The organism is Mesorhizobium sp. WSM4832 (assembly GCF_055811115.1).
In genome coordinates, this window is sequence record NZ_JBVVQH010000016.1 from 106,922 (window position 1) to 120,610 (window position 13,689).

Sequence of the window (13,689 nt, forward strand, 5' to 3'; positions counted from 1 at the left end):
GCTGCGCCGATTTGCGCACGTACGGGCATAGCTCAGTTGGTAGAGCGGCGGTCTCCAAAACCGCAGGTCGTAGGTTCGAGCCCTGCTGCCCGTGCCATTTCCTCAAGGAAATCAGGTACTTAGATATCGCCTTGCTTGGCGAGGACGCCGAAAGTTGCCTTACACATCTCTTGCACAAACTTGCACGTGCTCAGGGAGTGTCTGGCAGTGGCGGAAAATCACACGATTCTGGAAGGCAAAGTTCACGTCTATCGGCGTAAACTAGGCACGATGGACGACCTTTGCGGACTTTTTTGTAGGGTGCAGAGACGGCCAGTAGCGTTGCGTCTGACAAAGGCCCTCATTTACAGAAACAGCCAGTACCGCCGTGAGACCGGCGAGGCCTTATGCGATTGCGAGGAACTAGTGCCATTTGCAATTGAGCTTGCGGGAAAGGACACTTATCCCGATGTTTTGCCACCGATCAGGTTCGGCAGAGGCAGGCACATAAAGCGGATGGAGTTGACGGAAGCAATCGCCGGCATGCTGCACGGATAGCCAGCTGGCAACTGCCAGACTGGCATTGGAAAGCGCCTCCAGTATCGGTTGATTGATCCGTGTCCCAGGTCCGAAGCACGAAGTTTGACATAGCGCAGCCAGGTCAACGGCGATGACAGCACACCTTCCGTCGGACCGAAAGGTTTACGGCCCTGCCAAGAGCGCCACTGAGCTTGTTTCGGATTGCATCTAGGCCCTCGACGACGGTTTGGCAGCAGCCTTAGAATCGTTTTGAAAGCGCGTGATGGTCCGGTGCCAGATGGCGCACTCAGTGACTGGCGCTTTTGCAGCTCGACCTTTGCTCTCATAGGTAGGGTCCATCAGGTCGTCGACATAACTCCCACACTCTCTGCGATAAATGACGCAACGATGTATCAAACATACGCAACAAGTTGCCAAATAGCGCAACTATGATGCTTGCATACTCATCGTTCTGGTGGCATCATGCAACATACGTCAGATATTTCCAACTCAAAGGCTTCAACCATGGACCACTTTCCGATTGTGCAGGCGCTTTGCCGCGCTGCCATGGCTACGCCGAACCCTGCTGTCCGCAAACAGATCGAACGGCTGTCTGCCGCACTCAAGGAAGCCGGGGAGGCAAAGCAGGCGGGCACTTTGAACGGTATCCTTACTAGTGCGGACCGTGCCGGAGATATGGCACCTAGTAGGCTGGTGCGCTCTAAGGCTGTGTTGGCAGGGGAAACACTGACACCCAATACGCCGCTTCCCGTTGACAAGGAGACGGCTAGTGCTTTGGCGGAGGTGATTTTCCCCCAACAAGTCAGCACGACCGCGCCGTTTTTTAGCGCGCCCGTCGGGGCGGCCGTGAAGAGCTTGCTTGACGAATGGAGCCATTTGAGCGAGCTCGAAGCGCTCGATGTCTCGCCCGCCAAGTCATGCCTGATCTTCGGTGCTCCGGGAACCGGAAAGACCCGGCTGGCCTACTGGATCGCGAGACAACTCGACTTGCCGATCGTTGTGGCGCGTCTCGATAGCCTCATGTCGTCCTTTCTGGGCACATCCGCCCGCAATATCGGTGCGCTTTTTTCGTTCGCGGGCCGGTATCGCTGCATCCTGCTTCTGGATGAATTCGACTCTTTGGCCAAGCTGCGGGACGACCCGCAAGAGGTCGGCGAGATCAAACGTATTGTGAATACGCTGCTCCAGAACCTAGATGCACGCAATGATGTGGGTCTCACCATCGGTATCACAAACCATCCACAACTCTTGGATTCGGCGGTGTGGAGGCGCTTCGAGATACAACTCGAAATCCCGGTTCCGGACCTGCCCCTGAGACTTGAAATGGCGCGTGCTTTCATGGTGCCAGCCGAGGTCCCGGAGTCGCACATCAAGCTGTTGGCTTGGTTTACCGATGGGGCGACCGGCGCCGAACTAGAGACGCTTGTCCGAAGTTACAAGAAGCTCCGGGCGGTCCGCGGCGATGCATCCGAAGAGGTTTTCGACGTGTTCCGGCAGTTTGCCACGATGAACAGCGGTCGGCTTAGTAAAGCGCGGCGCACTCTTCTGTTTGGCGACCAGGCGAACCTAATCTCAGCGCTTCACGATGCCGAGAGCCCCCCCTTTTCCATGTCGGAGCTGGGCGAACTGCTGGGGCGGGACAAGTCCACGATTAGCCGTATCATCAAACAAGATCGCAAAGCGAAAAAGAGCGATTAGCCATGGCAACCCCAGTCCAGATTGTTCTCAATGCCAACAACTTCTCGGAAGACCGAGACGTACCTCCTGGTCGGGGTAATCGGACGGACTTTTTCCAGGACAATGAGAACGCGTTTCCAGCCCATCGCGATAAGATAGTAGGGCAATTGGAGGGAATGGCGGAAGAGATCCGGCGCAACGCCGTTTCTTTCGGCGAAGTGGGTCATATCAAGGTCATCCTGCGCCGGCGAGCCTGGGCGAAGAGTCATCGTCCTTTGTCCGCATTGTTTCCGGGAGACAGGACGCCATTGGTCGGAGGTTTGGATCTCGGCGAGCTGATTCTTGAGGTGACCCCTCGCTCGTTGGATCAGGCCGCAGCCCAAGTGCGGCAGGCAGAGGACCGTGTGAAATGGGAAAAGAACAAGGTCACCAACAAACTTGAGGCACATCCGACCGCTCGCCGCAGTGAAACGGGCGCGATCGAACGGATTGAACTCTACAGTGCCGCTGACCGCCGCCGTTTTGACATCGAGAAGGCCGTGGTCTGGCTCTCCAACAGCAAGACGGGCGGCCAATATGAGGTTGAACTATTCGACTCTCCGCCACCTCAAGGGGACTGGGATGCGGACCGCATGCGGCAACGCCTGTATGTATCTTTCTTGAAAGGGTTGCAGGGATTCGGCAGCGGTCTGACGGTAAACCGCCTGGCGGACAAGTCTTCGCATAACATGGCACGTGTGTCCGTTCGACTGGAACGTTCATCGCTACCTCCGCGTGTCCAGATTACTGGAGAGGGCCCTGGTCCTGGCGCAAAATTCTCCGCTCTCGCGCCTTTCGACGACAGGATGGAGCGGCACATGCAGGTTCTCAAATTTCTTGAGAACCACCCCTTGGTAAAGCGCATCGAGTTGCCAGGCATTTTGGTGCCGAGCGCCAACCCATCCACAACCAGTCGCACTTCGCCAAACGGATTCGTCATGCCTCCCCGGGACGTCACGAGAAGCTGGCCTCGAGTCGGTGTCATCGACGGTGGTGTTAGTGACGCAGCCTTGGGTGACTGGCTTATCGGTCGCTGGGATCAACTGGCGGACGGCGACATCGATCCCACGCATGGCACCTTTATCGGCGGCCTTTTGGTTGCCGCCTCCACCCTTAACGGCTTAGACACCTGCGCCGATCCAGATGGCACCGAGATATACGATATTGCCGTGCTACCCTCTTCAGACACGGCGTTCACCGCTTACCATGGCGACCTCAACGGGTTTTTCGAACAGGTCGAATACGCCATTATTGAGGCGCGCACCCGCCATAACGTGCGTATTTTCAACTTCAGCATGAACGTGCAGACGCTCGTGGCTTCAAATAATTATAGCAAGGTCGCCGAGCGGCTCGATCAGATAGCGGACACGCACGACGTTCTGATCTGCATCTCGGCCGGTAATCTTTCCACGTCCCGCCAGGAATGGAGCGCAGATGTTACCTCTGTCTTGCAGATGATGGCGACGAGCCAAAACGACGGCATCTTTATTCCCGCGGAGAGTGCGAGGAATATCTCTGTAGGGGCATTGAATCCCACCTTCCTTGACGGTGCGATAGGGCATGTTCCCGCCAACTATTCCCGACGCGGGCCAGGGATCCAGTGCCTCGTGAAACCGGACTTTGCCCACGTAGGCGGCTGCGGCCATGGATTGCCATCCAAAGCGCATGGTCACTACTCGGTCGATCCCAATGGGGTTGTCACCGAAAGCTGCGGCACCAGTTTCGCCGCGCCGCTTTTGGCAAAGCAGGCCGCTCTCTTGGACGCGCTAATCGAGGGTAACGTTTCTAGAGAAACCCTGGTGGCTTTGCTCACACACCATGCCAGAACGCCATCAGGCATGGGCGCAAACGAGCTCAGCACTATCGGGCGCCAGCTCGTTGGCCACGGAACGCCCCCCTCTGTCGCCGAGATTTTGGAAGGCGACGACAGTCAGATCACCCTGGTCTTCGCAGCACGTCTTATGCCGGGAAAACAGTTGAAATTCGAATTCGCATGGCCGGCTTGCTTGGTGCAAAGCGGCAGATGCCGGGGCAAAGTGCGCCTAACCCTCGTTTCCAGTCCGCCCCTCGATCAACGCTTCGGTGCGGAGTTCGTTCGCGTCAACGTCGAAGCGGCACTGCAGCAGGAAACAATCAAGGACGGAAAGCACAGCTGGAAAGGGCAGCTGAAGCCGCTTTATCTTCCGGATTCGTCCGTTGAGCATCCAGTCGAGGCGGAGCGTATCGAGCACGGCCTGAAGTGGAGCCCAGTGAAAGTCTACGGGGATCAGATGCCGCAGGGCCGGGGATCGTCATCCACCTGGAGACTTCTGGTGAGTTACCTATCCCGGACCGACAACTCTGCCGTGCCACAGGAGGGCATTCCGTTTACGGCTATTCTCACCATTGAAGACATGGCTGGCGAGGAGCCGGTGTTTAACGTCATGCGCCAGCAATTGGCTGCAAGCCCCTTCCAGATTTCCGACATCCGGACAGCAGCGCGTGTGACGACTCGGGTCTAGACAAGTGCACGACACGCTTGCGGGCGCGAGGGGCGGCGCCCCTTAGCGTATTTCATAGACGGCCATGCTTGCGCTCCCTGCCTTGTGAATTTTGGTGCCCCGGATATCGAACTGAGCCATGGAGGCGCTGTTCGCCTTGTGGATGGAATTTCCGCGGATTTCGTATTCGGCCATGCTCGCGCTGCCCGCCTTATGGATGCGGCTGCCGCGAATGTCATAGATGGCCGAGCTGGCGCTACCGGCCTTGTAGATCTTCTTCCCGTCGAAACGGCTATCGTTCGCACTCATGTTCCCGGGTCCAATTCTGCATTGACAGGCCCATCATACAGATGATGGGCCTTCTGAGCAGGCCCCGCCTATATCCGAACCTTAAGATGTTTCCAGGTTCTCATCATCCACGGTGCAGAAAATGAAGGGAAGAGCCAAAAATACGGTTGAAAAAGGCCAGCTTTCCTTACACAAATCCTTACACATCGATTATGAAAGCGGCTATAATCTGTATGTAAACAAGTAGATGTGAGAAGGCTATTCAGTCTCCAAAACCGCAGGTCGTAGGTTCGAGCCCTGCTGCCCGTGCCATTTTCCAAATTGGCCAATCCAAGCCTACGCGGTTGAAAATCGGCGGGTGGCTTGCCATATGGGGGGAATTGGGGCATAAGCCCCGTATAGCCGGGACGGGACGACTGGATGGTTCCGAGGCGGCGTTAGGGCATAAAGCGGACCTTGCCACTTGCGTGGATCAAGAATCGGTTTTATGTAGACGAGACAGACACGCGACGCGTGGAGCTGGGAAGCCGGCTTTACGCGTCTGATTTGCGTGGGTGAAATAGCGGCGCTGATTCGCTTCGCATAGAGCCCAGGCGGCACGTCCCGGTCAGCGGGATCATCCAGGAGGCCCGGCCAACGGGTCTTTAAAACAGGCGGCGCATGGCTTCGAAAACCACTAATCCCTTCACCTTTCTCCAGCAGGTTCGCGCGGAGACGGCCAAGGTGACATGGCCTTCGCGGCGCGAAACCATGATCTCGACCGTGATGGTCCTCGTGTTCGCGGTGATCGCGATGCTCTTCTTCTTCGCAGCCGACATTCTGATGGGCTATGCGATCGAGTGGATCCTGGGTCTCGGGCATTAATTCGGCGGTTTACGGAGAGGTCGTGAAATGACTGCGCGGTGGTATATCGTCCACGCCTATTCGAACTTCGAGAAGAAGGTCGCCGAGGATATCGAGAACAAGGCCAAGCAGAAGGGCCTGTCCGGGGACATCGAGCAGATCGTGGTGCCGACCGAGAAGGTCGTCGAGATCCGCCGCGGCCGCAAGGTCGACGCCGAGCGCAAGTTCTTCCCGGGCTATGTGCTGTTGAAGGCCAACCTGACCGACGCTGTCTTCTCGCTGGTCAAGAACACGCCGAAGGTCACCGGCTTCCTTGGTGATTCCAAGCCGGTGCCGATCACCGAGGCCGAGGCGCAGCGCATCCTGAACCAGGTCCAGGAGGGCGTCGAGCGGCCGAAGCCGTCGGTCACCTTCGAGATCGGCGAGGCGATCCGCGTTTCGGACGGTCCGTTCGCGTCGTTCAACGGCGTCGTCCAGGAAGTGGACGAGGAGCGCGCCCGCCTCAAGGTGGAAGTTTCGATCTTCGGGCGCGCCGTGCCTGTCGATCTGGAATTCGGACAGGTCGAAAAGGGCTGATCCGAATACCCGCGCCGAAAGGCGACGGGATACCGCGCCGAAAGGCGTCGGGCGGCGCGAATGGGCGCCGCATGAACGGTGGGAGGCGAAGGCGGCATAGCCGGCTGTCGGAACCGCACCACCAGACTGCAACCGCCGTGCTTCCCGGATAATGGGGCCGGCATGAGAAAAGGCAGGAATAGAGATGGCTAAGAAAGTTGCAGGCCAGCTCAAGCTCCAGGTTGCCGCGGGTTCGGCCACGCCGTCGCCCCCGATCGGCCCGGCGCTTGGTCAGCGCGGCATCAACATCATGGAATTCTGCAAGGCGTTCAACGCGCAGACCCAGGAGCTCGAGAAGGGATCGCCGATCCCGGTCGTCATCACCTACTACCAGGACAAGTCGTTCACCTTCGTCATGAAGACGCCTCCGGTGAGCTACTTCCTGAAGAAGGCCGCCAACCTGAAGTCGGGCTCCAAGGAGCCGGGCAAGGTCAAGGCCGGCACGATCAGCCGCGACAAGGTGCGCGCGATCGCCGAGCAGAAGATGAAGGACCTTAACGCAAACGACGTCGAGGCGGCCATGCGCATGGTCGAGGGCTCCGCCCGCTCGATGGGCCTGGAAGTGGTGGGCTAAGATCATGGCAAAGATTGCAAAGCGTGTCGCCCAGAGCCGCGAAGGCATCGATCCGAACAAGGCTTATGCGCTCTCCGAGGCGCTGCAGCTGCTCAAGGACCGGTCCAAGGTGAAGTTCGACGAGACCGTCGAGATCTCGATGAATCTCGGCGTCGATCCGCGCCATGCCGACCAGATGGTCCGTGGCGTGGTCAACCTGCCGAACGGCACCGGCCGCTCGGTGCGTGTCGCCGTGTTCGCCCGTGGCGACAAGGCCGAGGAAGCCAAGGCCGCCGGCGCCGATATCGTTGGCGCCGAGGACCTCGTCGAAATCGTCCAGAAGGGCACGATCGATTTCGATCGCTGCATCGCCACTCCGGACATGATGCCGCTGGTCGGCCGTCTGGGTAAGGTGCTCGGCCCGCGCGGCATGATGCCGAACCCGAAGGTCGGCACCGTGACCACCGATGTGGCAGCGGCCGTCAAGGCTTCGAAGGGCGGCGCCGTCGAGTTCCGCGTCGAGAAGGCCGGCATCGTCCAGGCCGGCGTCGGCAAGGTCTCGTTCGACGTCAAGGCGCTGGAAGAGAATGTCCGCGCCTTCGCCGATGCGGTGAACAAGGCCAAGCCGTCGGGCGCCAAGGGCAACTACCTCAAGAAGGTGTCCGTCACCTCGACGATGGGCCCTGGCCTCAAGCTCGACCTCGCGACGCTCGCCGCGTCGTAAGCGTCATCTGGTCGGCTTTAGGCCGATCGCTAGAGCATGATCCCGAAAAGTGGGAACCGGTTTTCGGGAAGGATCATGCTCCAACAAAGAAGAATTCCGGACCGCCGATCCGTCGGCGGCCCGGTAACCCGGAAGCCGGAAGGTTTCCGGATATCCTGTCCGAGATTGCAGGCGGCCCAAAAGCCTTAATTCACTTTGGGCCTGCATGAGACGGGTGAAGACCCGACAAAGGAGCGACAAGCTCCAATGAAAGGTTCGAACCGTGTTTGCCTTTTGTCTGCGCATCGCCGGCTTGGCCGTCGGTGTGGCGAAAGGGGGCAGGATCCTCGAGCGTCGTTCGGGAGATCCGGTTTTGGATGGCCCGGCCGGCAAAAGGCAACCCGACGCCTGTCCTTTAAATGGGAATGTTCCCATTGGTGGGGCAGGGGTCAACTGGAGATAGGCAGTGGACAGAGCGGAAAAACGCGAACTCGTCACGGGCCTGAACGATGCGTTCTCGAGCGCGGGTTCAGTGGTCGTGGCCCACTATGCCGGTATCACCGTCGCGCAAATGAACGACCTTCGGTCGAAGATGCGCGCTGCCGGTGGCACCGTTAAAGTCGCGAAGAACCGTCTCGCCAAAATCGCTCTTCAGGGCACGGACTCCGCATCGATCATCGATCTGTTCAAGGGACAGACGCTGGTCGCTTATTCGGAGGATCCGATTGCGGCGCCGAAGGTCGCGTCCGATTTCGCCAAGGGGAATGACAAGTTGATCATTCTCGGCGGCGCGATGGGCACCACTTCGCTCAACGCCGACGGTGTGAAGGCACTCGCCACACTTCCGTCGCTCGACGAGCTCCGCGCCAGGCTGGTTGGCATGATCGCCACGCCGGCAACCCGGATCGCCCAGATCGTCAATGCGCCGGCGGCTTCGGTCGCGCGCGTCATTGGCGCTTATGCCCGGAAGGACGAGGCGGCATGAGGCCGTTCCTCGCTATCACAAACACACGTTCGAACCTAACGAAGGAATACAACAATGGCTGATCTCGCGAAGATCGTAGACGACCTTTCGAAGCTGACCGTCCTCGAGGCGGCTGAGCTGTCGAAGCTCCTAGAAGAGAAGTGGGGCGTTTCGGCTGCTGCTCCGGTGGCGGTTGCCGCTGCCGGCGGCGCTGTCGCTGCCGCTGCTCCGGTTGAAGAGAAGACGGAATTCGACGTCGTTCTCGCCGATGCCGGCGCCCAGAAGATCAACGTCATCAAGGAAGTCCGCGCCATCACCGGCCTTGGCCTCAAGGAAGCCAAGGACCTGGTCGAAGCGGCTCCGAAGCCGGTCAAGGAAGCCGTTTCCAAGGCCGATGCCGACAAGTTCAAGGCTCAGCTGGAAGCAGCTGGCGCCAAGGTCGAGCTGAAGTAACAGGCAAGGGCGGACGGTCTCGCGCCGTCCGCCCCTCCCTGCAAAGGGAGGTTTTGTTGCGCGAGGCGTTCGAAAACCTTTTTCCTGAGGGCCGCAAGCGACCTTCAGGAAACGGGTTTTCTCCCGTTTTAGCCGGCAACCGCCAAGCGATTGGAAAGGGCGGCCGGAAAAACAGATTAGGGGCAGCCGCCGAGGCCGCCCGTTGGTGCAAGGCGAACCGCTGCGAGGTTCGCCCCGAGTTTTAGAGCTAAGGAGCGACGATGGCCCAGACCCAGACTTTCAATGGCCGCAGACGCGTACGCAAGTTCTTCGGAAAGATCCCGGAAGTTGCGGAGATGCCGAACCTCATCGAGGTTCAGAAGGCATCCTATGACCAGTTCCTGATGGTGGACGAGCCCAAGGGCGGCCGTCCGGACGAAGGACTGCAGGCCGTTTTCAAGTCGGTCTTCCCGATCTCCGACTTTTCCGGCTCCTCGATGCTGGAGTTCGTGAAGTACGAGTTCGAGGCACCGAAATTCGACGTTGACGAGTGTCGTCAGCGCGACCTGACCTATGCGGCGCCGCTCAAGGTGACGCTGCGCCTCATCGTGTTCGATATCGACGAGGATACCGGCGCCAAGTCGATCAAGGACATCAAGGAGCAGGACGTCTACATGGGCGACATGCCGCTCATGACGTCGAACGGCACCTTCATCGTCAACGGCACCGAGCGCGTCATCGTCTCGCAGATGCACCGTTCGCCGGGCGTCTTCTTCGACCATGACAAGGGCAAGTCGCACTCGTCGGGCAAGCTTCTGTTTGCCGCGCGCGTCATTCCCTATCGCGGTTCGTGGCTCGACATCGAGTTCGATTCCAAGGACGTCGTGCACGCCCGCATCGACCGTCGCCGCAAGATCCCGGTGACGTCGCTGCTGATGGCGCTCGGCATGGACGGCGAGGAGATCCTGTCGACCTTCTACAACAAGATCACCTACAAGCGCTCCGGCGACCATTGGCGCATTCCGTTCAACGTCGAGCGGTTCCGCGGCCTCAAGGCCGTCGGCGACCTGGTCGACGCCGACACGGGTGAAGTCGTTGTCGAGGCCGGCAAGAAGATCACCGCGCGCCAGGCCCGCCAGCTCGGCGATAAGGGTCTAAAGGCCATCAAGGCGACCGACGAGGATCTGCTTGGCAACTATCTCGCCGAGGACATCGTCAACTATGGCACCGGCGAGATCTTCCTCGAAGCCGGCGACGAGATCGACGACAAGACGCTCAAGGTGCTGCTCGGCACCGGCGAGGACGAGATCCAGATACTGGACATCGACCACGTCAATGTCGGCGCCTACATCCGCAACACGCTCAACGTCGACAAGAACGAGAGCCGCCAGGACGCGCTGTTCGACATCTACCGTGTCATGCGCCCGGGCGAGCCGCCGACGCTCGAGACCGCCGAAGCCATGTTCAACTCGCTGTTCTTCGACAGCGAGCGCTATGACCTGTCGGCCGTCGGCCGCGTCAAGATGAACATGCGCCTCGAGCTCAAGGCCGAGGACACCGTGCGCGTGCTGCGCAAGGAAGACATCCTGGCCGTGGTCAGGACGCTGGTTGAGTTGCGCGACGGCAAGGGCGAGATCGACGACATCGACAATCTCGGCAACCGCCGCGTGCGTTCGGTCGGCGAGCTCATGGAGAACCAGTACCGCGTCGGCCTGCTGCGCATGGAGCGCGCGATTAAGGAGCGCATGTCCTCGATCGAGATCGACACGGTCATGCCGCAGGACCTGATCAACGCCAAGCCGGCGGCCGCCGCCGTGCGCGAGTTCTTCGGTTCCTCGCAGCTGTCGCAGTTCATGGACCAGACCAACCCGCTGTCGGAGATCACCCACAAGCGCCGCCTGTCGGCGCTTGGACCGGGCGGCTTGACCCGCGAGCGCGCCGGCTTCGAGGTGCGCGACGTGCACCCGACGCATTACGGCCGCATCTGCCCGATCGAGACGCCGGAAGGCCCGAATATCGGCCTGATCAACTCGCTCGCAACCTTCGCGCGCGTCAACAAGTACGGCTTCATCGAAAGCCCCTACCGCAAGATCGTGGGCGGCAAGCTGACCAACGAGGTCGTCTACCTGTCGGCCATGGAAGAGGCCAAGCACCATGTCGCGCAGGCCAACGCCGAGCTCGACAAGAACGGCGGCTTCGTCGACGAGTTCGTCATTTGCCGCAACGCCGGTGAAGTGATGATGGCGCCGCGCGAAAACGTCGATCTTATGGACGTCTCGCCGAAGCAGATGGTGTCGGTCGCGGCAGCGCTCATCCCGTTCCTCGAGAACGATGACGCCAACCGCGCGCTGATGGGCTCGAACATGCAGCGTCAGGCCGTGCCGCTGGTGCGCGCCGAGGCGCCGTTCGTCGGCACCGGCATGGAGCCGGTCGTCGCCCGCGACTCGGGCGCGGCCATCGGCGCCCGCCGCGGCGGCGTGGTCGACCAGGTTGACGCCACCCGTATCGTCATCCGCGCCACGGAAGACCTCGATCCCGGCAAGTCCGGTGTCGATATCTACCGGCTGATGAAGTTCCAGCGCTCGAACCAGAACACCTGCATCAACCAGCGTCCGCTGGTGCGCATGGGCGACCGGGTGAACAAGGGCGACATCATCGCCGACGGTCCGTCGACCGAGCTCGGCGATCTGGCGCTCGGCCGCAACGTGCTGGTCGCGTTCATGCCGTGGAACGGCTACAACTACGAGGACTCGATCCTGCTCTCCGAGCGCATCGTGGCCGACGACGTCTTCACCTCGATCCACATCGAGGAGTTCGAGGTCATGGCGCGCGACACCAAGCTCGGGCCGGAGGAAATCACGCGCGACATTCCGAACGTTTCGGAAGAGGCGCTGAAGAACCTCGACGAGGCCGGCATCGTCTATATCGGTGCCGAAGTGCAGCCGGGCGACATCCTGGTCGGCAAGATCACGCCGAAGGGCGAAAGCCCGATGACGCCGGAAGAAAAGCTCCTGCGCGCCATCTTCGGCGAAAAGGCCTCGGACGTCCGCGACACCTCCATGCGCATGCCTCCGGGCACTTTCGGCACGGTTGTCGAAGTGCGCGTCTTCAACCGCCACGGCGTCGAGAAGGACGAGCGCGCCATGGCGATCGAGCGCGAGGAGATCGAGCGTCTGGCCAAGGACCGCGACGACGAACAGGCGATCCTCGACCGCAACGTCTATGCACGTCTTTCCGACGTGCTGGTCGGCAAGGAAGCGATCGCCGGGCCGAAGGGCTTCAAGAAGGGCTCGAAGCTGTCGAAGGACACGCTCGACGAGTATCCGCGTTCGCAGTGGTGGCAGTTCGCCGTGGAGAACGAGAAGCTCCAGGGCGAGCTCGAGGCTCTGCGCGGCCAGTACGACGAGTCCAAGAAGGCGCTCGAGCAGCGCTTCATGGACAAGGTCGAGAAGGTGCAGCGCGGCGACGAAATGCCTCCAGGCGTCATGAAGATGGTCAAGGTCTTCGTAGCGGTGAAGCGCAAGATGCAGCCGGGCGACAAGATGGCCGGCCGTCACGGCAACAAGGGTGTCGTGTCGCGCATCGTTCCGGTCGAGGACATGCCTTTCCTCGAGGACGGCACGCATGCCGACATCGTGCTCAACCCGCTGGGTGTGCCGAGCCGCATGAATGTCGGCCAGATCCTGGAAACGCATCTGGGCTGGGCTTGCGCCGGCATGGGCAGGAAGATCGGCGAGCTGATCGACGCGTATAAGGCGGGCGGCGACATCAAGCCGCTGCGCAAGACGCTCGAAAGCTTCATGCCGGCCAACGACCGCAACGAGCCGGTGCGCAGCTATGACGACGAGAGCATCATTCGCCTGAGCGAACAGATGCGCCGCGGCGTCTCGATCGCGACCCCGGTGTTCGATGGCGCGCATGAAGCCGACATCAACATCATGCTGGAGCAGGCTGGCCTGCACACCAGCGGTCAGTCGCAGCTTTATGACGGCCGCACCGGCGAGCCGTTCGATCGCAAGGTGACGATGGGCTACATCTATATGCTGAAGCTCCATCACCTGGTGGACGACAAGATCCACGCGCGTTCGATCGGCCCGTACTCGCTCGTTACCCAGCAGCCGCTGGGCGGCAAGGCGCAGTTCGGCGGCCAGCGCTTCGGTGAAATGGAGGTCTGGGCGCTCGAAGCCTACGGCGCCGCCTACACGCTGCAGGAAATGCTGACGGTCAAGTCGGACGACGTCGCCGGCCGCACCAAGGTCTACGAGGCGATCGTGCGCGGCGACGACACGTTCGAGGCGGGTATTCCGGAGAGCTTCAATGTTCTCGTCAAGGAAATGCGCTCGCTGGGTCTCAATGTCGAGCTGGAGAACACCCAGGTCGAAGAGAACCAGACGCGCCTGCCCGACGCAGCCGAGTAAAGGTCATGGCGCGCCGCGCTTGATGAGGCGGCGCGCCCTGAGCATGATCCCGAAAAGTGGCCACCGGTTTTCGGCCAAGATCATGCTCAACCAAGAGTCTACGGCCGGTTGACCGGCCAGTCTGCGGACATTTGGTCCGCGATCGATGCAAGGGGTTA

General features: G+C 60.4%; 10 protein-coding genes and 1 tRNA gene. 10 read left to right on the forward strand and 1 reads right to left on the reverse strand.

All coding sequences use genetic code 11. The features are described 5' to 3' along the window. Positions 1-21: 21 nt before the first annotated feature. The 3 genes from AC0L2L_RS22255 to AC0L2L_RS22265 all read left to right on the forward strand — a co-directional run bounded on the left by AC0L2L_RS22255 (position 22) and on the right by AC0L2L_RS22265 (position 4,736). Positions 22-97: transfer RNA gene (locus tag AC0L2L_RS22255), tRNA-Trp, on the forward strand. Positions 98-1,023: 926 nt separating this feature from the next. Then, entirely contained in the window at positions 1,024-2,217 is a 1,194-nt protein-coding gene (locus AC0L2L_RS22260) for an AAA family ATPase (protein ID WP_473581209.1), read from the forward strand. A 155-nt stretch (positions 2,218-2,372) separates the two neighbouring features. Then, positions 2,373-4,736 carry a S8 family peptidase gene (locus AC0L2L_RS22265; protein WP_473581211.1) on the forward strand — a complete coding sequence of 788 codons (2,364 nt, stop codon included), beginning with the start codon at positions 2,373-2,375 and terminating at the stop codon, positions 4,734-4,736. Positions 4,737-4,778: 42 nt separating this feature from the next. Here the strand turns inward: AC0L2L_RS22265 and AC0L2L_RS22270 are convergent, their stop codons facing one another. Further along, entirely contained in the window at positions 4,779-5,024 is a 246-nt protein-coding gene (locus AC0L2L_RS22270) for a hypothetical protein (protein ID WP_473581212.1), read from the reverse strand. A 639-nt stretch (positions 5,025-5,663) separates the two neighbouring features. Between AC0L2L_RS22270 and secE the strand changes: the two genes are divergently transcribed. The 7 genes from secE to rpoB all read left to right on the forward strand — a co-directional run bounded on the left by secE (position 5,664) and on the right by rpoB (position 13,531). Then, positions 5,664-5,867, forward strand: a complete 204-nt coding sequence (gene secE / locus AC0L2L_RS22275; RefSeq protein ID WP_027170383.1) for a preprotein translocase subunit SecE — start codon at positions 5,664-5,666, stop codon at positions 5,865-5,867. A gap of 27 nt (positions 5,868-5,894) precedes the next feature. Continuing rightward, on the forward strand, positions 5,895-6,422 hold the full coding sequence (gene nusG / locus AC0L2L_RS22280; protein ID WP_027170382.1) for a transcription termination/antitermination protein NusG: 528 nt from the start codon (positions 5,895-5,897) through the stop codon (positions 6,420-6,422). Positions 6,423-6,606: 184 nt separating this feature from the next. After that, entirely contained in the window at positions 6,607-7,035 is a 429-nt protein-coding gene (rplK, locus tag AC0L2L_RS22285) for a 50S ribosomal protein L11 (protein ID WP_095765524.1), read from the forward strand. 4 nt (positions 7,036-7,039) lie between these two features. Further along, positions 7,040-7,738, forward strand: coding sequence for a 50S ribosomal protein L1 (rplA, locus tag AC0L2L_RS22290; protein ID WP_473581215.1), 699 nt, complete (start codon positions 7,040-7,042; stop codon positions 7,736-7,738). Between the two features lie 445 nt (positions 7,739-8,183). Further along, positions 8,184-8,702, forward strand: coding sequence for a 50S ribosomal protein L10 (rplJ, locus tag AC0L2L_RS22295; RefSeq protein WP_473581217.1), 519 nt, complete (start codon positions 8,184-8,186; stop codon positions 8,700-8,702). 54 nt (positions 8,703-8,756) lie between these two features. Beyond that, positions 8,757-9,134, forward strand: coding sequence for a 50S ribosomal protein L7/L12 (rplL, locus tag AC0L2L_RS22300; protein ID WP_473581218.1), 378 nt, complete (start codon positions 8,757-8,759; stop codon positions 9,132-9,134). A gap of 260 nt (positions 9,135-9,394) precedes the next feature. Continuing rightward, positions 9,395-13,531, forward strand: coding sequence for a DNA-directed RNA polymerase subunit beta (gene rpoB / locus AC0L2L_RS22305; RefSeq protein WP_473581219.1), 4,137 nt, complete (start codon positions 9,395-9,397; stop codon positions 13,529-13,531). Positions 13,532-13,689: the final 158 nt, after the last annotated feature.